We start from the raw sequence: 18,232 nt of genomic DNA, 5'->3' as shown, positions 1-18,232 counted from the left end.
GTCAGCCGTGTTGCGCGTGCGCCTCCAGGAACCGCTCCGAAATGGTGAATCCCAGCCCGGGTCTATCAGGGATCGCTACCATACCGTCCTTTGCTTCGACAGTCTCTTCGATCAGATCGTGGATCATCGGGTTGGCGCCGAGCGAATATTCGACGGTGAAGCTCGCCGGCGAAGCAGCGCAGACATGCAGCCCGGCAAAGAAGCAGGGCGCGCCGGCCCAAAGATGCGGCGCAAAGCGCAGATTGAAGGCGCTGGCGATGGTGCCGATCTTCATCGCCTCGCTGATGCCACCGCAAAAGGCCGGATCCGGCTGGAAGATATCGGCGGATTTTAGCACGGCGAGGTCGCGGAAGGCATAGCGCGTCGCCTCGCTTTCGCCGGTGGCGATCGGGATCGAACCGCAGGCGCGCACCTCGGCCATGCCGGGCTTGTCGTCGGCGATCACCGGCTCCTCGAACCAGGCGAGATCGAGGTCGCCGGCGAGATGGATAAAGCGCTTGGCTTCGGCCACCGTGTAGGTGCCGTGCGCGTCGACCATCAGGTCGATATCGGGACCGAGCGCCTGTCTGGCGGCACGGACGCGAGCGGCCGAGATATGTGGGGCGCCGTCCATGGCGCCGACGCGCATCTTCAGCGCCTTGAAACCGCCCTTGGCGATGTAGGACTGCAGCTGGTCGCCGATGGCTTCCGCAGTGGCCCAGCCGCCGGAAGCATAGGCCGGCATGCGGTCCAGCTTGCGGCCGCCGAGCAGCCGCCAGACCGGAACGCCGAGCGATTTGCCAAGAATGTCCCACAATGCGATGTCGACGGCGCTGATAGCCGCGATGCTCATGCCGCGTCGCGCCAATTGCGGCATGGCGTGGCCGGCGCGAGCGGCGCTGTCGTGGCGCGTGCCATTATAGAGCATCTCCCAGATGACGCCGATGTCAGCCGGGTCGCGGCCGACCAGCTGCGGGCCGACCTCGTAGTTCAGCAAATGGACAAGGGCGCCGTAACTGCCGGCGCTGCCGGCGGCATTCTTGCCTTCGCCCCAGCCGACCAGCCCGTCGTCGGTTTCGATGCGCAGGATGGCGGCGTCGAACGTCGCCACCTGACCGAAGTCGCTGCGGTGCTGCTTCGCGGCTTCGATCGGTATGCGGACCCACCAGGCTTGGACCGTCTTGATGCGCATGTTCATCCTCGGCCCGGCCGCGGTGAGGCGGAAGGGCTCTTTCCAAACGGCTCGGCTACTTGATCAGCGGCAGCAGCGTTTCCGCGTTGATGCGCATCTGGTCGGTGTAGAATTTCTCCGTGAGCACGCTGGAGCCGTGGTCCTGAATGAATTTCAGCTGCTCCGGCGAGATGTCGACGGGGTTGCGTTCGACCATGTCGGGATAGGGGGCAGCCGGCGTGCGGTCGACGGGGGCGACGAATTCATTGGTCAGCGCGCCGTCATAGCCGATCTCCTTCAGCGTGCCGACGATCTTCGGCCAGTCGATCTGCCCGAGGCCGGCGGCGAAGCGGTTGTTGTCGGCGACATGGAAGTCGTACAGGCGCTTGCCGACCTGCCGGATGGCGTCGTAGACGTTAAATTCTTCCATGTGGATGTGGTAGGCGTCGAGGCAGACGCCGCATTCGGGACTGACCGCATCGGCCAGCGCCAGTGCCTGGGCGCCGCGGTTGAACAGATAGGTCTCGAAGCGGTTGAGCGGCTCGACCGCGATCTTGACGCCGACCTTCTTGGCGTGGGTAAAGCATTCCCGGGTGGCGTCGACCACCCATTTCCACTCCTCTTCCTCGGTGCCGTCCGGCACCACCTTGCCGACGGTGGCCGGAACCAGCGTGATGATCTCGCCATCAAGTTCGCTGACCATGGTCAGCACGTCCTTGACATACTGCACCGAGCGCTCGCGCTGGCCCTGGTCCTTGGCGGCGAGATTGCGCTCGCCCAGCATCAGCGTCACCGCTCCCCAGCAGCGAATGCCGTACTCGTTCAACAGTGCGCGCGTCTCCTTGGGCTTGTACTGTTCGGGTTCGCCGGAGATCTCGATCGACTCGTAGCCGAATTTCTTGATGCGCTTGAGCGTCGTTTCCAGCGGCTCCGCCCGCATCCAATTGTGCGTCGAAAGATGCATGGTCTATCCTTCCCAGAATCGCCTGTACCAGTTCGCCTGCGGCGCACTCTGCCGAAGCGTGCCGCATGATTCCTCCCCAAGGCGTCCCAGCATTTTTTGCAAACTGGTTCGACCAATTGGGCTTGAAGGGAGGTCTACAGTAATTTCATCTGGACGGCAAGAACTGCTGCCATCAAGCGTTGGCTCCTGTCTATGCTATTGATTATACTTAAACATGTGGCTTAACTCGGCATGGTTGCAGGACCGTCGCAGCGCGTCAAATGGCTTGACCAGATTTCGGCATTTGGTAATACCAGAATAGCAGCGCTGAGCGCGCTGTGCAAAGAGACCAAAGACGCTGGCCCTGTTTTCAATCGGCGCTATGCTTGGTCGTGAAACATAGGGAGATGCCGATGCCGACGACGATGAAGGGGCCTGGTCTGTTCCTGGCGCAGTTTGCGGGCGACGCCGCGCCGTTCAATTCGCTGGCCTCGATCACCAAATGGGCGGCTGGTCTGGGCTACAAGGGCGTGCAGATTCCGACATGGGACGCTCGACTGTTCGATCTCGAGAAGGCAGCCTCCTCCAAGGCCTATTGCGACGAGGTGAAGGGCATGTGCGCCGATGCCGGCGTCGAAATCACCGAACTGTCGACGCATCTGCAGGGGCAACTGGTGGCGGTGCATCCCGCCTATGACGCGCAGTTCGACGGCTTTGCGCCGGCTGCGGTGCACAACAATCCAAAAGCCAGGCAGCAATGGGCGGTCGAACAGATGAAGTTCGCCGCCAAGGCGTCGAAGAATCTCGGGCTCAAGGCGTCGGTGTCGTTTTGCGGCGCGTTGGCCTTCCCATACCTCTACCCATGGCCGCAGCGGCCGGCGGGACTGATCGAGGAAGCATTTGCCGAGCTGGGCAAGCGCTGGAAGCCGATCCTCGACGTCTATGACGAGAACGGCGTCGATGTCGGCTACGAAATCCATCCGGGCGAGGACGTGTTCGACGGCGCGACATTCGAGATGTTCCTCGATGCGGTCGGCGGCCATAAGCGCTGCAACATCAACTACGACCCGTCGCACTTCCTGCTGCAGCAGCTCGATTATCTCGAATTCATCGACATCTACCACGAGCGGATCAAGGCGTTCCACGTCAAGGATGCCGAGTTCAATCCGACCGGGCGGCAAGGCGTCTATTCCGGTTACCAGAGCTGGACCAGCCGTGCCGGACGTTTCCGCTCGCTCGGCGACGGGCAGGTGGATTTCGGCGGCATCTTCTCCAAGCTCACCCAATACAATTACGATTCATGGGCGGTGCTGGAATGGGAATGCTGCCTCAAGCACCCGGAGGATGGTGCTGCCGAAGGCGCCCCCTTCATCCAGCACCACATCATCAGGGTGACGGAAAAAGCATTCGACGATTTCGCCGGCGGCACGACCGATAAAAAGGTGCTGCGCGGCATGATGGGGATCTAGCACAGATATCCCTCCCGAGGGGAGGGTGGCCCGGGGGGCCGGGTGGGGTCGGTCCATGCCGAGCTTCATGCCCGGCGACCCCACCCCGCGCTACGCGTCGACCCTCCCCTCAAGGGGGAGGGGTATCTCAGATAACGAGGGAGAAAATCGTGGTTGGCGCATCGAAGACGGAAACGGGAGGCGGTCCGATCCGCTACGGCATGGTTGGCGGCGGACAAGGCGCCTTTATCGGCGCGGTGCACCGCATCGCGGCGCGCATTGATAACGAGTTCGTGCTGGTTGCCGGCGCCTTGTCGTCGAATCCGGAGCGCGCCAAGGCCTCGGCGGCCGAGCTTGGGCTCGATCCGGCACGCAGCTACGGCTCCTATGCCGAGATGGCCAAGGCCGAGGCCAAGCGGCCGGACGGCATCGAGGTGGTGGCCATCGTCACGCCGAACAATGTGCACGTGCCGGCCGCCAAGGCTTTTCTCGAGGCCGGCATCCACGTCATCTGCGACAAGCCGCTGGCGACGACGCTGGCCGAGGCAAAGAGGCTGGCGGCGCTGGTCGAAAAGACCGGCAAGGTGTTTGTGCTGACGCATAACTACACCGCCTATCCGATGGTGCGGCAGGCACGCGAGATGGTGGCCAAAGGACAGCTCGGCGATATCCGCATCGTGCAGTCGGAATATCCGCAGGACTGGCTGACCGAAGATCTGGCCGCCACCGGCCAGAAGCAGGCTGCGTGGCGCTCAGACCCCAAGCAGGCCGGTGCCGGCGGTGCGCTGGGCGACATTGGCACGCACGCCTACAACCTCGCCCGTTTCGTCTCCGGGCTGGAGCTCGATTCGTTGTCGGCCGATCTCGATGCCTTCGTACCGGGGCGGCTGCTCGACGACAACATCAATGTGCTGCTGCGCTTCAAGCCGGTCGGCGGGTCGCACCCCGCCAAGGGCATGATCTGGGCAAGCCAGGTGGCGCCCGGCCACGAGAACGGCCTGAAATTGCGCATCTACGGTTCGAAGGGCGGGCTCGAATGGGTGCAGGCCGATCCGAACTATCTCTGGTACACGCCGTTCGGCCAGCCGAAGCAGTTGATCACCCGAAACGGCTCGGGAGCGTTGCCCGTCGCCGGGCGCGTCAGCCGCGTTCCGCCAGGCCATCCGGAAGGCTATCTCGAAGGTTTCGCCAACATCTACCAGGAAGCCGCGCGGGCCATTCGTGCGGCGCGCCGGAAGGGCGGCAAGCCGGCTAAGGATGTCGTTTTCCCAACTGTGCAAGACGGCGTCGAAGGCATGGCCTTCATCGAGGCCTGCGTGAAATCGGCGAAGAAGAATGGAGCGTGGACGAATCTTTAATCACTGCGTCCGGTTAACGGGAAGTCCCCCTCACCCGGATTGCCAGCCGAATTGCAGGGGCAATTCGGGGCATTCCGATCTCTCCCCCAGGGGAGAGGAGATCGCCTGCGTTGGCGTCTGCATCTTCTCCCCAGCGGGGAGAAGGTGGCCGCGAAGTGGCCGGATGAGGAGGCTTGTGGCGAAGTCGCCGGAGGAGCAAGCCCGGCCGTCAAAGGGGAGGGGCGTCGATGAAAATCGGCATGTGCATGTTGTTGTGGACGACCAGTGTCACGAAAAAACACGAGCCGTTGTTGAGGGATATCAAGGCGACCGGCTTCGACGGCGTCGAGATACCGGTCTTCTCCGGCACGCCGGACGACTACAAGAAGCTCGGTGAGCTGCTCGACCGCATCGGGCTGCAACGTACCGCCGTCTCGGCGATGGGCGATCCGGCGATGAACCTGATCTCGGCCGACGCCTCGACGCGCAAGGCCGGTATCGACTACATGAAATCGGCGATCGACTGCGCTCAGGCGCTTGGCGCGAACACGTTGAGCGGCCCGCTGCATTCCACACTCGGAGCCTTCTCCGGCAGCGGGCCGACGGCGGCCGAGAAAAAACGTTCGATCGCTTCGCAGCGCGCCATCGGTGACCATGCCGGCAACAAGGGTGTCACCATCGGGCTGGAGGCGCTCAACCGCTTCGAATGCTATCTGCTCAACACGATGGACGATTTGTCGGCGCATATCGACGCGATCGACCGGCCGCACATCAAGGCGATGTACGACACGTTCCATGCCAACATCGAAGAGGCCGACCCGATCGGCGCCTATACGCGCAACCGCAAGAACATCGTCCATATCCATATTTCGGAGAACGATCGCGGCGTGCCGGGCCGCGGCCACGTCCCCTGGAAGGAGACTTTCTCCGCCATTCGCAAGAGCGGCTACGACGATTGGCTGACGATCGAGGCGTTCGGGCGTTCGCTGAAGGATTTAGCCGCGGCCACCAAGGTGTGGCGCGACTTTTCCGAAGGCCCGGAAGCCGTCTACCGCGACGGCTACAGGCATATCAGGAATGGATGGAGGAAGGCGCCCTAACCGCACGCCTGCGCAACGCCCCCGTCAGCCCTGGCCGGCCTGGATCCGGTTGTAGTCGTGGATCGTCCTGCTCAAGCGGCGGCGCAGGAAATTGGAAATGTTGTCGAAGATGAAAACGACGAGCAGGACCAAGAGCACCATGTAGAAGACATTGGCCCAGTTGGAATTGGTGCGCATCGCCTCCCAGAGCTTCAGGCCGATGCCACCGGCACCGACGGCGCCGATGATCGTCGCGCCCCTGGTGTTGGATTCCCACTGATAGAGCGTCTGGCTGATGAAGACCGGGATCACTTCCGGCAGCACGCCATAGCGCTGCACCAGCAAGCCGTTGGCGCCGGTCGACTGGATGCCCTCGCGTGGCTTGTCGTCGATGTTCTCGAGGCCTTCCGAATAGACTTTGCCGAGCGTGCCGATCTCGGTGAAGAAAATCGCGGCGCTGCCGGCAAGCGGGCCCGGGCCGAAGGCGCGGGTGAAGAACAGCGCCCAGATCAGCATGTCGACCGAACGCATGAAATCGAAGAACCGCTTTAGCACCTGGCTAAGCAGGCCGCTCGGGGTGATGTTGCGGGCGGCGAAGAAGGCGAGCGGGAAGGCAACGATGCCGCCGAGCAAGGTGCCGAGAAACGCCATGACGATGGTCTGGAACAGCTTCGTCCAGACGTCGCCATGCTGCCATTGGGCGTTGTTCCAGATATTGTCGGCGGCCAGCGCAATGTTTGATGTGCCCGGCTTGAGCTGGGGTCCGGACATCAGCAACGAGACCACCTCGCCGGGTGACTTGCCGAAGAAGGGCGAGCGTGTGTCGAAGACGAAATTCGCCCAGCCGAGGAAGCGCTTGCGGACCTTGACGCGATCGACGGTTATGCGGACCTCGCCGGCAAAGCCCATCCTGGCGATGATTTCGTCGTCATGCGCGGTGATCCAGTCCGGCACCGGGCCGGATACTACCGGCTTGCCGCTGGCCAAGGACACCGGCACCGCCTGGCCATTGGCGACAAGCGTCGCCTCGGTCTTGTCGAAGGTGACCGATTTGGCCCGGCCGTCGATCAGGATGGTGTAGGAGCCGTTGGCGTTTGTGATGACCCAATCGGGATGCGGGTCTTCGCCGAGCGCCGAAAAACGCGGGTATCTGGGTGTGATCTGAGGCTGGTCGAGACGGAATTCCGGCTGCAGATCGTAGCTGATCCATTGCGTCAGGAAGAGCGGCAGGCGCTCCCAGTGCGATTCCCTCAGCACTTGCGGCAGGCTGAAGAACCACAAGGCATAGACGAGGTAGAGCAGGATGCCGGTGAACAGGACCAGCGGGCCGAAGCGTTTGTACAAGGGCCGCCGGAACACTTGGGGAAAGCGCTCCTCGATCGACCGCATCTCATCGGCGGTCATTGCGGCCATGGGCAGTCTTCTTGTTGATTTGCCACGATCTTTTCCAAAAACCGGAATCCACATTTTGGGATCATGGTCAGGCACCCATCATGAATGCCTGCTCGCCGACGAGCTTGCGGCGTAGCCAGGCGGAAAACTGGTCGACGAGGAAGATCGTCGTGAACAGCAGCAGCACCAGTGCCAGCGTCTTGGCGCCGAAGCCGCGCGAGATGGAGAGCTTCAGTTCCTCGCCGATGCCGCCACCGCCGACCGCGCCGATAATGGTCGAGATACGCACATTGATCTCGATCCTGAGCAGCGTGTAGGACATGAAATTGGGCAGCACTTGCGGCAGGCCGGCAAAGCGCACGCGCTCGAACCAGTTGGCGCCGACCGCGCGCAGGCCTTCTTCGGCGCGCATGTCGATGTTTTCGTTGATCTCGTAGAAGAGCTTGCCGAGGGCGCCGATGGAATGCAGGCCGATGGCGATGATGGCTGCGACCGGGCCGGTCGAGAGGATGGCTGCGAACAGGCCGGCAATGACGATCTCGGGGAAGGCGCGAAGCAGTTCCATGAAGCGCTTGAGGACGAGCCTGAGCACCGGACTGGGCGTCAAGTTGCGCGCGGCGATGAAGGAAAAGGGCACCGCAAAGACAAAGCCGATGAAAGTGGAAACCAGCGCCACGTTAAGCGTGGTGAGCATCAGCTCGAAATATTCGGGTAGATAAAAGCCGCCCCAGAGATAGACGCGGCCAAGCGGGAAGTTGAACTCTTGGCTGCCCTTGTCGTGCGGCGATGCGATGTCGAACAGCGCCCGCCAGACGTCGTTCCAGTCCTTGGGAACAAGCCAACTAAGGAAATCCAGTATGTGCGGCAGCCGATCGAAGAAATGTCCGGCATTGGCCTCGTCGGCAAACCACATGGCTGTGCACATGGCGACAAGCAGTGAGCCGATGCCGAGCGCCGTGTAGAACCGGCGCAAGGACGTCTGGCGTCGCCAGGCGTCTGCTGCCTGCCGGACCGCGTCTGAACGAATTGTAGCGGCGAAGGTCATACGGGGTCGCGAGCGGACACGCAAAAAGGGCGGCGCTGGAGGACGCCGCCCTTTCCGCAATTGTCGTCAGCCGCCGATCGCGGCTTTGCGGGCTTCGACGATGACGCTGTAGAAGTCCGGCTTCACCGGAACATAGCCGGTGAAATCGCCGCCTTCGATGGCCTCGAAGCAAGGCTTGTCCTTGGCCGGCAGGCTGGTGAAGAAGTTGGCGAGCTTGGCGCTCATACCGCCGCCGAGCGCGGTGCGCACGACCAGCGGGCCGTTCGGGATCAAGCCGGAGCGCCAGACTTCGACGAAATCGTTGGGGTCCACGGCGCCCTTGGCGACTTCCTTGTGGAAGGTGCCGGAGGTGTAGCCGTTCTTGAAGTCGCCGATGCCCGAGGAATCGTCAACCGCAACATCGACCTTGCCGTCGCGAACCGCGAGAAGGTTGTTCTCGTGGCCGCCATTGAACTGGGTCGAGGCGAAGAAGGTTTCGTTCGAAGCGCCGGTGTCCTTCGGGATCTGGGTCAGCGGGATCAGGTAGCCGGAGGTCGAATCCGGGTCGGCATAGCCGAGCTTCTTGCTCTTGGCCGACTTGATGTCGGTGATGCCGGACGACTTCAGCGCAAGGCCGATCGAATAATAGCCGGTCGCGCCGTCGGTCTGCTGGGTGGTGAGGATCGGGGTCACGGCGTTCGGATCCTTGAGGTAGACGCTGGCATAGCCCGACGCGCCAAGCTCTGCGAAATCGAGCGTGCCGCCGAGCAGGCCCTGGATAACGCCGTCATAGTCGGCGGCCGGGAACAGCGAGACCTTCTCGAAGCCGAATTCGGACTTCAGGTGATCGGCGAGGCACTGAAAGTTGCGCAGCCGGTCCGCTTCGTTTTCACCGCCAAGGATGCCGATGCGGAATTCCTTGATATCCTGGGCGTGAGCGGCGCTTGCCGCGATGGCGAGCAATGAAACGGCGCCAAAAACCATCTTCCTGAACATTATCTCTCTCCTGTTGGTCCCGGCCTCGCGCCGGTAGCGTTCGAATTTTTTGACAGGTGCCTTTGACGCGGGCGGGCGATCAGGCCGTTCTCAATATCCCGGGAATGCGGGCTCGAGCGGTCCGGCGGATGCAGCGATTTTCTGTTTGATGGCGACACTGGTGGAGGTGATGGCCTCGGAGATTTCGCCGCCATTGCTGTCGGCGCCGTAGACCATGCGCACGGCCTCGCGGTTGAGGGCTTCGGGCGGGCCGTCGAAGACGACCTTGCCGGCGGCCATGCCGATGATGCGGTTGCAGTAGGTGCGGGCCGTATCCAGCGTATGCAGATTTGTGATGACGGTGATGCCCTCGCGCAAATTGATGTCCTGCAGCGAATCCATCACCACCTTGGCGTTGAGCGGATCGAGCGAGGCAATCGGCTCATCCGCCAGCAACACCTTCGGCTGCTGCATCATGGCGCGCGCAATCGCAACGCGCTGCTGCTGGCCGCCGGAAAGGGTGCCGGCCGGCTGCAGGGCGGTGCGGGCGATGTCGAGGCGCTCGAGGGCTGCAACCGCCTCGGCGCATTCACCGCGGGAGAACATGCCAAATAGGTTGGACAGCGTCGAGCGGTGGTTGAGCCGGCCGAGCAGCACATTGGTCAGCACATCGAGGCGCGGCACGAGATTGAACTGCTGGAAGATCATGGCGCAGTCGCGCTGCCATCGCCGGAGCGGCGAGCCGCGCAACCCGGAGACCTCGACGCCGTTGAACAGGATGGATCCCTGGCTGGGATCGATGAGGCGGTTAATCATGCGCAGCAACGTCGATTTGCCGGCGCCGGAGCGGCCAATGATGCCGACCATCTGGCCTTGCGGAATCGCGATGTGAACATTGCTGACGGCGGTGTTCTTGCCGAACCGGCGGGTGACGCCGCGGATTTCGAGCGTAGCTGACATGGTGCAGGCTCCAGTCCAATCGCAATTGAAGGTCTGTTTACCCTGGCTAGCGCAGCCGCATGAACCTGCGGTGTCGGAACGATGTCAGTTTTGTTACTGCCCACAGCCTGGAGCGGGGCGGGATCAACTCGGCGCGAGAAGCTCGAATGGTGAATGGTGATAAGAACGGCTTCCCTGAGCCTCGAAACCTGTCCGCTGCCCCCATTCACATTCACCATTCACCATTTCACGACCCTCAGCCGCCATATTTCTCCAGAAACGCCTCCGCCGACAATTCCCGAAAATCGTCGAGCGCGGCGCGCAGCCTTGCGTGGTCCCAGTCCCACCAGGCGAGCGCCTGGTAGCGCTCCGCGGTGCGGCGGTCGAAGCGTTCGCGGATCGGCTTGGCCGGTACGCCGGCGACGATGGTGTAGGGCGCGACGTCCTTCGACACCACCGCACCGGCACCGACCGCCGCGCCATCGCCGACGGTGACGCCCGGCAGGATGGTCGAGCCGTGGCCGAGCCAGGTGTCGTGGCCGATGGTGACGCGTTTGGCGCGGCGCTTGGCGAAGAATTCGCTCTCGTGCTCGGCGTCGTCCCAATAATCCGAGGCGCGATAGGTGAAATGGTGCAGCGTCGGCCGCCAGGTCGGATGGTTGGTAGCGTTGATGCGCACGCTTGCGGCGATGTTGGCGAATTTGCCGATCGTTGCGCACCAGACGCCGCAGTCCTGCATCATGTAGGAATAGTCGCCGAGCGTGCTTTCGGCAACCCGGCAGCGCTCGGCGATCTCGGTCCAGCGGCCAAGCGTCGAGTTCTCGACTTCCGCCGTCTCGTGGATCAGCGGCGCCTCCGACAGTTTCCTGGTCATGCGGCGATTTTCCCGGCGGCGAAGGCGGTCACGTCGATGACGCGATCGGCGACCGCCTCACGCACGTCGTGATCGTGGAAGATGCCGAGCAAAGCGACCCCCGCTGCCTTCTTGGCGGCGATCAGGGAAATCACCACATCGCGGTTCCTGGCGTCGAGCGAAGCGGTCGGCTCGTCGAGCAGCAGGATCGGGTGCTCGGTGATGAAGCCGCGCGCGATGTTGACGCGCTGCTGTTCACCGCCGGAGAACGTCGCCGGCGGCAGCGCCCAGAGCTTCTCCGGCAGGTTGAGCTGCGCCAGCAAGGCGCGTGCCTTGCCGTGCGCGACCTCGCGCTCCTCGCCGCGCTCGACCAGCGGTTCGGCCACGACATCGAGCGCAGAGACACGCGGCACGGTGCGCAGGAACTGGCTGACATAGCCGATGGTAAGCCGGCGCACGGCAAGCACGGTGCGCGGGCTGGCCGAGGCGAGATCGATGAGCCCGCCCTCGTGCTGGACGATGATCTGGCCTTCATCGGCGGCATAATTTCCGTAGAGCATTTTCAGGATCGAGCTCTTGCCGGCGCCGGACGGGCCGCCGAGCACGGCGCATTCGCCGGCCCTGATCGCGAACGAGACACCGGCGACCACCGGCAGTTTGATGCCGTCGCGCAGATGCATGGTGAAGCTCTTCGCGACATCGGAGACAACGAGCGGGGTTGCCATCAGAGGGTTCTCCAATCGTCATTCGTCTGCGGGCCAACACCCCCCTCTGGCCTGCCCTCTTTGCCAAAACTTGCCATCTCCCCCTCAAGGGGGGAGATTGGCAGTCGCATTCGGTTTCGCCATTCTCCTGTGTCGCAGAACGGGCGGGCCATAAAAGCTGCTGATCTCCCCCCTTGAGGGGGAGATGGCCGGCAGGCCAGAGGGGGGTACGCCGGAGCAATCATCGTCACACCTGCAGAATCGAGGAGACAAGCAACTGGGTATAAGGCGCGCGCGGATCGTCGAGGACGCGGTCGGTGAGGCCGCTTTCGACGACGCGGCCGTCCTTCATCACCATCATGCGCTGCGACAACAGCCGCGCCACGGCGAGATCGTGGGTGACGACGATGGCGGCCAGGCCGAGATCGGTGACCAGGCCGCGCAACAGATCGAGCAGGCGCGCCTGCACCGAGACGTCGAGGCCGCCGGTCGGCTCGTCCATGAACACCAGCCGCGGCCCGGTGACGAGGTTGCGGGCGATCTGCAGGCGCTGGCGCATGCCTCCGGAAAAGGCGCGCGGCTCGTCGTCGATGCGGTCTTCGTCGATCTCGACACGAGACAACCAGTCGAGCGCCGTTGCGCGGATCCTGCCATAGTGACGGTCGCCGACCGCCATCAGCCGCTCGCCGACATTGGCGCCGGCCGACACCGTCATGCGCAACCCGTCGGCCGGGTTCTGATGGACAAAACCCCAATCGGTGCGCATCAGGAAGCGGCGCTCGGCCTCGCTCATGCGGTAGAGTTCGCGAAACTGGCCGTCGCGCATCCGGTAGCTGGCGGTGCCGGAGCTGGGCAGCAGTCGAGTTGACAGGCAGTTGAGCAAAGTCGTCTTGCCGGAACCGGATTCGCCGACCACCGCCAGCACTTCGCCCGGCCACAGGTCAAAAGTGACGTTCTCGCAGCCGACGCGCGAGCCGTAGAATTTGGACAGCGCCGAAACGCGCAGCAGCGGTTCGTCGGTCATTGCTTCTCCTTACCCTCCCCCTCGTGGGGAGGGTCGGCGCGTAGCGCCGGGGTGGGGGGTGAGGCGGTGGCAGTACCCCCACCCGCGCCTTCGGCGCGACCTCCCCACAAGGGGGAGGTAGGGGCGTTGCGCCGCTTCTCGCAATAATCGGTATCGGAGCAGACGAACATGTGGCCGCCATGGTCGTCGAGGATGACCTCGTCGAGATAGACGTTCTCGGCCGCGCACAGCGCGCAGGGCTGGTCGAAGGTCTGCACCTCGAACGGATGGTCCTCGAAATCGAGGCTGACCACATCGGTGAACGGCGGCAGCGCATAGATGCGCTTTTCGCGGCCGGCGCCGAACAATTGCAGAGCCGGCGAACGGTGCATCTTCGGATTGTCGAATTTCGGCGTCGGCGAGGGATCCATCACATAGCGGCCCTCGACCTTGACCGGATAGGCATAGGTGGTGGCGATGCGGCCGTGCCTGGCGATGTCCTCGTAGAGCTTGACATGCATGAGGCCGTATTCCTCCAGCGCATGCATTTTGCGCGTTTCCGTTTCGCGCGGCTCGAGGAAGCGCAGCGGCTCGGGGATCGGCACCTGGTAGACCAGCACCTGGCCAGCACTGAGCGGATATTCAGGTATGCGGTGGCGGGTCTGGATGATGGTCGCCTTGGCCGTCTCGGTGGTGACCGCGACATTGGCCACTTTCTTGAAGAAGGCGCGGATCGAAACCGCATTGGTGGTGTCGTCGGCGCCCTGGTCGATGACCTTCAGCACATCGTCCGGGCCGATGATCGAAGCGGTGACCTGGACGCCGCCGGTGCCCCAACCATAGGGCATCGGCATTTCGCGCGAGGCGAACGGCACCTGATAGCCAGGAATGGCGATGCCCTTGAGGATCGCCCGACGGATCATCCGCTTGGTCTGTTCGTCAAGATAGGCGAAGTTGTAGGTGGCGATGTCGGTCATGGCGATCGCTTCCGCTCTGTGCTACCGAATTGAGTTCCAAGACACGGAAAAGGGGCTGGGCTCCGATGACCCCGACCGGATGGATGCGCCTCGGGATCCTGTTGCTGGTGTTCGTCGGGGTGGTTGCCTTTGTGCTTCGAAGAATGGTTCTTCCTGAGCCGAGGGAAGGCGCGCAAGGCGAGACCATTGGCGGCAGTAGCGGTTACGGCGGATCCGGAGGCCATTCCCCAGACGGGGGAGGTCACGGTGGTGGAGCTAACTGAAGTCATTCCGCTGCCTGCCTCTTCTCTTCGCCCCTGCCGGAATTTTCGCGGGCGTCGTGCTCGGTGCGCATGCGGCGCACGAGGTCGAGCTCGGCCTGGAAGTCGACATAATGCGGCAGCTTCAGATGCTCGACGAAGCCGGTCGCCTGGACATTGTCGGAATGCGAGATGACGAACTCCTCGTCCTGGGCGGCGGCGATGACATCCTCACCCAACTCCGAGGCGCGCAGCGCGCGGTCGCATAGTGCCATGGCCATCGCCTTGCGCTCGCTCTGGCCGAAGACGAGGCCGTAGCCGCGGGTGAATTGCGGCGGCGCCTTGGCCGAGCCCTTGAACTGGTTGACCATCTGGCATTCGGTGACGCGGATGCTGCCGAGCGGCACGGCAAAGGGCAGTTCCGGCACGTCCAGTTCCAGTTCGACCTCGCCGATGCGAACCTCGCCGACGAAGGGATGGTTGCGCGCGTAGCCGCGCTGGGTGGAATAGCCGAGCGCCAGCAGAAACCCCTCGTCGCCGCGCGACAGCGCCTGCAGGCGGATGTCGCGCGCCATCGGGAATTCGAGCGGCTCGCGGGTGATGTCGCCGGGGACATGATCCCCAGGCATGTCGCCGTCGGGCTCGATCAGGCCTTCGCGGGCGAGGATGGCCGAGACGCGCGGCATGGCTTCCGCCTCGCCTGCACGCTGCTCCGGCTCGGCGACATCGCCGCCGGCGGCAAGTTCGGGATCGAGCAGCCGGTGGGTGTAGTCGAAAGTCGGGCCGAGCAACTGGCCGCCGGGCAGGTCCTTGTAGGTCGCCGACACCCGCCGCTCGACCAGCATCGTGCCGGTGTCGATCGCCCTGGTGTAGCCGAAACGCGGCAGCGTGGTGCGATAGGCGCGAACCAGGAAGATCGCCTCGATAATGTCGCCGCGCGCCTGGACGATCGCCAATGCCGCCAGTTCCCTGTCGTAGAGCGAACCTTCGCTCATCACCCGGTCGACGCCGAGCGCCAGCTGCTCGACGATCTGGTCTAGACGAAGTGCCGGCACCGAACGGTCGCCGCGCCGGCGGTCGGCGAGCAATTTGTGAGCATTGCGAATGGCCGTCTCGCCACCCTTTACCGCCACATACATGCTACACCTCCATGATCTTGATGCGCGTCGTGCGCGGCAGGCAGGCAATTGCGTCGAACGTGGCGAGAATGATATCGACGCCACGCGGAAAACGCTGGTTGTTCTGCTTCCATTGCTCGACGAAATGGCGCGGCATTTGCGCCGGCGCGATCGTCGCCGTCTTCTCGATGCCCGGGCCTTCGAGCACCAGCGCAGCGCCGGAGATGAGATCGCCGACCTCGAGGATCAGCGTCGTGGAGCGATCGGGATAATCCTGGGTGCCTTGCGAAAACCCGTCGAGCGCCATCATCTCGGCCGGCGTGGCGATCAGCGCGAAATGCGCGTCGGCCGGGGTGTTGGCCAGCGGCGCGCCGGTATGGAAGCCAAGCCAGGATTTCACCGCCGACACCTGCAAAGCCGGGTCGAGCCAGAGCGGCGTGTCGTTGTCGCACAGCGCCAGCGCAACGGCGCCGGCGGTGGCCGACAGCGGCGCCGGTGGGTGGGCAAGGGCCGGCAAGGGCTGGACGCTGCCCGGCCGCGCCATCGCGTCCATCACGGCACGGAATACGGTCTGGGCATTGAATACCGGATCGGCGAAGCCGCCTTCAATGGATTGAGTGGCGATATCCATCAGTCTTCTCCGCGCACCATGGTGAAGAAATCGACCTTGGTCGCCGCCGTCTCGGCGCGGCGCTGTTCACGCGCCTTGGCCAGTGCCGCCTGCAAGGGCGCAACGATCCTGGTCTCGACCTCGTTGCGGTGGGCAGGATCCTGCCAGAGCGCGTCGGCGATTGCAGCCAGCCTTGCCTTCTGCTTGTCGCGGCCAAGCGCGTAGCAGTGGCCGACATGGCCGGACGCAAGCCGCACCGTGGCACGGGTGACCGTCGCCTCGCCGACATTGAAGGGCGCGCCGCCGCCGCCGATGCGGCCGCGTACCGTAACCAGGCCGGTTTCGGGGCCACGCAGAAGTTCCGCTTCGCAAGGCAGGCCGGCTTCGTCCCAGAGGCGGACGATGTCGTCGCCGGCCGATTGCGCCAGCGTCGCCATCACGGCCTTGCGCTCGGCCTGCTCTCGCGCTTCCCGTCCTCGCATGGCCGGTGCTCCTCGTCTGCGTTCATTTGTCTATTGATATAGACAACTATACAAATTATATCCATTATCTAGCGCGTGTCCATGACGGGCACGTGACACGGGCCAAAAGATCGGCGCGAGGAATTGGGGCGGGAGATGATCGGACAAGCCAACAGCATCGAGCGGCGCAGCGGTGTCGCGCTGTGGCGGCAGATCGCCGATCAGATCCTGCATTCGATTGCCGTCGGCGATTTTCCCGAAAATGCGGCGCTGCCGCCGGAGATCGCGTTGGCCGGACGCTATGGCGTCAACCGCCACACGGTGCGCAGCGCTATCGCAGCGCTGGTGCAGGAGGGCGTGCTCAGGGCGGAGCAAGGGCGCGGCACCTTCGTGCTGTCGCGCAAGCGGCTGTCTTATCCGATCGGCGCCCGCACCCGCTTTTCCGAGGGATTGCAAGGACAGGCGTCCGAGCGGCATATCACCTTGCTCGCGTCATCGATCGAGCCGGCCAACCGTCGTGTCGCAGAGGGCTTAGGCCTTGCGACGGGGGCCGATGTGATACGCCTGGAAACGCGCGGCGAAGCCGATGGAATGCCGGTGTCTCGTGCGGCCGGCTGGTTCGATGCCAGGCGCTTTGCCGGCATCGATGCCGCCATGGCGGAAACCGGTTCGATCACCGCATCGCTGGCACGTTTCGGCATCGACGACTATCTCAGGCAATCGACTGTGCTGTCGGCGCGCCATGCCGATGCCGCCGACCTTGCGGACCTCGAGCTGCAGCCCGGCGCCATCGTGCTGGTGACGGTCGCCGTCAACGTCACGCCCGACGGTCAGCCGATACAGTTTTCGGAGTCGCGCTTCCCGGCCGAGCGGATCGAGCTCAAATTGTCGGCGCTCTGAGATGCGGCAGCCCTGGCATCATCCGACTTGAATGACGGCCTTGATCAGGCCGGACTTCTCATGCGCCCAGCGGGCGAGGTCGTGCGGCGTCTCGCCAAGCGTGGTGCGGTGGGTGACCAGCTTTGTCAGCGGCAGCGCGCCGTTGCGGATCGAGGCGGCGACATGGTCGAAATCGGCACGCAGGGCGTTGCGGCTGCCGATCAGCATCATCTCGCGCTTGTGGAATTCGGGATCGGAAAAGGCGATGTCGTCCTTGACGACGCTAACCAGGACCAGCGCCCCGCCGTGCGCGACATGGGCGAAGGCCGACTGCACCGACCGGGTGTTGCCGGTGGCATCGAAAACCACGTCGAAGCCGTCGCCGCCGGTTGCTTCCCGCACCAGGTCGGCAGCAGCGCCCCGCGAGCCGTCGAGGGTCGCGAAGCCGAGTTCGCTTTCGGCGAAACCCAGCCTCTCCGCACTCATGTCGAGCAGCGTCACGTCGAGCCCGGCGATGCGGGCGAACAGCGCCGTGCCGAGCCCGATCGGGCCGGCACCAATGACCAGTGTGCGCGCACCTGGATCAGCGAGCGAGCGCCGCACGGCATGGGCGCCGATCGCCAGGAATTCGACGGCGGCGGCATCGGCCAGCGACAGGCCGTTTGCCGGATAAAGATTTTGCGCCGGCACCAGGATCTGCTCGCACATGGCGCCGTCGCGGTGGACGCCGAGCACCTCGATCCTGACGCAGCAATTCGGCTTGCCTTGCCGGCAGGCGATGCATTTGCCGCAGGCGAGATAGGGATTGACGATCACCGCTTCGCCGACGGCGAGATCGACGTCCTCACTAACCTCGATCACGGTGCCGGAAACCTCGTGGCCCATGATGCGGGGATAGGCGAGGAACGGGTGCTTGCCTTCGAAGATGTGATAGTCGGTGCCGCAGATGCCGACATGGCTGACGGCGACCAGCGCCCAGCCGGCGGGGGGCGCGCCAGGCGCCGGACGGTCTTCGAGGACAAGTTCGCCGGGCGAGCGGCAGACGACGGCTTTCATGCTTCAATCCAGTCGGTTCATGGCACCGCCGGCCCTGCTGTCGCG

18 protein-coding genes are annotated in these 18,232 nt (G+C 63.9%); 4 read left to right on the top strand and 14 right to left on the bottom strand.

The genetic code is table 11. The features are described 5' to 3' along the window. Nucleotide 1 precedes the first annotated feature (1 nt). Both NKJ28_RS02290 and NKJ28_RS02285 read right to left on the bottom strand, forming a co-directional pair. Nucleotides 2–1,171, bottom strand: a complete 1,170-nt coding sequence (locus NKJ28_RS02290; protein ID WP_292661184.1) for a mandelate racemase/muconate lactonizing enzyme family protein — start codon at nucleotides 1,169–1,171, stop codon at nucleotides 2–4. A gap of 55 nt (nucleotides 1,172–1,226) precedes the next feature. After that, complete coding sequence (locus NKJ28_RS02285; protein ID WP_023675190.1) at nucleotides 1,227–2,114, bottom strand: sugar phosphate isomerase/epimerase family protein; 888 nt, start codon at nucleotides 2,112–2,114, stop codon at nucleotides 1,227–1,229. Between the two features lie 392 nt (nucleotides 2,115–2,506). Between NKJ28_RS02285 and NKJ28_RS02280 the strand changes: the two genes are divergently transcribed. From NKJ28_RS02280 to NKJ28_RS02270, 3 genes are all read left to right on the top strand, one after another. Then, on the top strand, nucleotides 2,507–3,562 hold the full coding sequence (locus tag NKJ28_RS02280) for a sugar phosphate isomerase/epimerase family protein (protein ID WP_352577412.1): 1,056 nt from the start codon (nucleotides 2,507–2,509) through the stop codon (nucleotides 3,560–3,562). A 149-nt stretch (nucleotides 3,563–3,711) separates the two neighbouring features. Beyond that, the gene (locus NKJ28_RS02275; protein WP_352633821.1) at nucleotides 3,712–4,899 is read left to right on the top strand and encodes a Gfo/Idh/MocA family protein; all 1,188 of its coding nucleotides are present in this window, start codon (nucleotides 3,712–3,714) and stop codon (nucleotides 4,897–4,899) included. 227 nt (nucleotides 4,900–5,126) lie between these two features. After that, nucleotides 5,127–5,978, top strand: a complete 852-nt coding sequence (locus NKJ28_RS02270) for a sugar phosphate isomerase/epimerase family protein (protein ID WP_352456817.1) — start codon at nucleotides 5,127–5,129, stop codon at nucleotides 5,976–5,978. 24 nt (nucleotides 5,979–6,002) lie between these two features. On the opposite strand, the gene phnE (NKJ28_RS02265) is transcribed toward NKJ28_RS02270, so the two are convergent. The 11 genes from phnE (NKJ28_RS02265) to phnG form a co-directional block, all read right to left on the bottom strand. Next, entirely contained in the window at nucleotides 6,003–7,370 is a 1,368-nt protein-coding gene (gene phnE / locus NKJ28_RS02265; RefSeq protein ID WP_352588467.1) for a phosphonate ABC transporter, permease protein PhnE, read from the bottom strand. A gap of 67 nt (nucleotides 7,371–7,437) precedes the next feature. Continuing rightward, nucleotides 7,438–8,394, bottom strand: coding sequence for a phosphonate ABC transporter, permease protein PhnE (gene phnE, locus NKJ28_RS02260; protein ID WP_352633819.1), 957 nt, complete (start codon nucleotides 8,392–8,394; stop codon nucleotides 7,438–7,440). 66 nt (nucleotides 8,395–8,460) lie between these two features. Further along, nucleotides 8,461–9,369, bottom strand: coding sequence for a phosphonate ABC transporter substrate-binding protein (phnD, locus tag NKJ28_RS02255; RefSeq protein ID WP_352588461.1), 909 nt, complete (start codon nucleotides 9,367–9,369; stop codon nucleotides 8,461–8,463). A gap of 90 nt (nucleotides 9,370–9,459) precedes the next feature. Next, nucleotides 9,460–10,308 (bottom strand): phosphonate ABC transporter ATP-binding protein, encoded by an 849-nt coding sequence (gene phnC, locus NKJ28_RS02250; RefSeq protein ID WP_023675197.1) that lies wholly within the window; start codon nucleotides 10,306–10,308, stop codon nucleotides 9,460–9,462. A gap of 235 nt (nucleotides 10,309–10,543) precedes the next feature. Further along, nucleotides 10,544–11,161 (bottom strand): DapH/DapD/GlmU-related protein, encoded by a 618-nt coding sequence (locus tag NKJ28_RS02245; RefSeq protein ID WP_352633816.1) that lies wholly within the window; start codon nucleotides 11,159–11,161, stop codon nucleotides 10,544–10,546. Further along, on the bottom strand, nucleotides 11,158–11,865 hold the full coding sequence (phnL, locus tag NKJ28_RS02240; RefSeq protein WP_352633814.1) for a phosphonate C-P lyase system protein PhnL: 708 nt from the start codon (nucleotides 11,863–11,865) through the stop codon (nucleotides 11,158–11,160). The genes NKJ28_RS02245 and phnL overlap by 4 nt, the downstream gene beginning before the upstream one ends. A 226-nt stretch (nucleotides 11,866–12,091) precedes the next feature. Continuing rightward, nucleotides 12,092–12,868: a phosphonate C-P lyase system protein PhnK gene (phnK, locus tag NKJ28_RS02235; protein WP_352633812.1), complete on the bottom strand. Its 777-nt coding sequence runs from the start codon at nucleotides 12,866–12,868 to the stop codon at nucleotides 12,092–12,094. Then, nucleotides 12,865–13,824 (bottom strand): alpha-D-ribose 1-methylphosphonate 5-phosphate C-P-lyase PhnJ, encoded by a 960-nt coding sequence (locus NKJ28_RS02230; protein WP_352633810.1) that lies wholly within the window; start codon nucleotides 13,822–13,824, stop codon nucleotides 12,865–12,867. Before NKJ28_RS02230 ends, phnK begins: the two co-directional genes overlap by 4 nt. A 265-nt stretch (nucleotides 13,825–14,089) precedes the next feature. Next, on the bottom strand, nucleotides 14,090–15,202 hold the full coding sequence (locus NKJ28_RS02225; protein ID WP_352633808.1) for a carbon-phosphorus lyase complex subunit: 1,113 nt from the start codon (nucleotides 15,200–15,202) through the stop codon (nucleotides 14,090–14,092). Between the two features lies 1 nt (nucleotide 15,203). After that, nucleotides 15,204–15,812, bottom strand: a complete 609-nt coding sequence (gene phnH, locus NKJ28_RS02220; RefSeq protein ID WP_352633806.1) for a phosphonate C-P lyase system protein PhnH — start codon at nucleotides 15,810–15,812, stop codon at nucleotides 15,204–15,206. Further along, on the bottom strand, nucleotides 15,812–16,273 hold the full coding sequence (phnG, locus tag NKJ28_RS02215) for a phosphonate C-P lyase system protein PhnG (RefSeq protein WP_352613115.1): 462 nt from the start codon (nucleotides 16,271–16,273) through the stop codon (nucleotides 15,812–15,814). Before phnG ends, phnH begins: the two co-directional genes overlap by 1 nt. A gap of 135 nt (nucleotides 16,274–16,408) precedes the next feature. On the opposite strand from phnG, the gene phnF reads away from it, so the two are divergent. After that, nucleotides 16,409–17,152, top strand: a complete 744-nt coding sequence (gene phnF, locus NKJ28_RS02210; RefSeq protein WP_023675205.1) for a phosphonate metabolism transcriptional regulator PhnF — start codon at nucleotides 16,409–16,411, stop codon at nucleotides 17,150–17,152. A gap of 18 nt (nucleotides 17,153–17,170) precedes the next feature. Here phnF and NKJ28_RS02205 read toward each other — a convergent pair whose 3' ends face one another. Beyond that, on the bottom strand, nucleotides 17,171–18,187 hold the full coding sequence (locus tag NKJ28_RS02205; RefSeq protein WP_023675206.1) for a zinc-binding alcohol dehydrogenase family protein: 1,017 nt from the start codon (nucleotides 18,185–18,187) through the stop codon (nucleotides 17,171–17,173). Between the last annotated feature and the right edge of the window lie 45 nt (nucleotides 18,188–18,232).

This window comes from Mesorhizobium sp. M0145, from assembly GCF_040322355.1.
GTDB lineage: Bacteria > Pseudomonadota > Alphaproteobacteria > Rhizobiales > Rhizobiaceae > Mesorhizobium.
The sequence above is the reverse complement of the archived record's forward strand: the minus strand, read 5'-3'. Positions and strand labels throughout refer to the sequence as shown.